At 41.7% G+C, this 667-nt stretch carries 1 protein-coding gene; it reads right to left on the reverse strand.

What is annotated here, in order from left to right; all coding sequences use genetic code 11:
• Nucleotides 1–61: 61 nt before the first annotated feature.
• Nucleotides 62–667, reverse strand: a 606-nt coding sequence (zapD, locus tag AB4653_RS14325) for a cell division protein ZapD (RefSeq protein WP_372104524.1), incomplete at its 5' end; no start/stop codon positions are given.

Raw genomic sequence — 667 nt, forward strand, 5'->3', positions numbered from 1 at the left:
GTGTAATAATAGTGAGTTTAGCCTCGAGTGAGGACTCAAGCCAAACAATAAAGGAAATGAATTAGCTGCAGATAGCCAACTCAAATTCAATATCTTGAGTACAGGCTTGCCCAGTTTCAAAGCTCATAAATTTAATAGCGAAACGGTTTTTATGTCCCGAGATCATCGGGTAGGCACCGTACTGCATTGGAATTGAAAGGCGAAGGATATTCGCTTCATCAGCATCGCTTTGGAAGAAACCTGTACGAGCGATCTGATCCTTAAAGTGACCAGTCTCTCTGGTGAGCTTCAACCATAGTGTTAGTGCTTCATACAGAGGCTGTAGGCTATTCATCCATGTCTCAGCATCTCTAACTCTCTTATCAAGAGGAAGATGAAGCCAATAATGTAGAGCCGGTAAATCAAAGCAACATGAGCCACCTGGCAAGTTAAAGCGTTGACGAATGGCGCTAAGGAAGCGGTCCTCTTTTAATGATTGCCCAAAACGTTCCGCCTGCATCAGTTCACGATAGATATGACTAATATCATTGAGCAATGATGTCAGCATCTCTTGATCGACACCTTCAACATCTAACCAACTTTTATAGGTTACACGCTGTTTCTCAATATCTTTTGCGAGTTCGCTCTTAAGTTGTATCTGTTCGAATATTTCAATCAGATCAAAGAT

Source organism: Vibrio sp. 10N.222.48.A3 (assembly GCF_041475345.1).
Classification (GTDB): Bacteria; Pseudomonadota; Gammaproteobacteria; order Enterobacterales; family Vibrionaceae; genus Vibrio; species Vibrio tasmaniensis_A.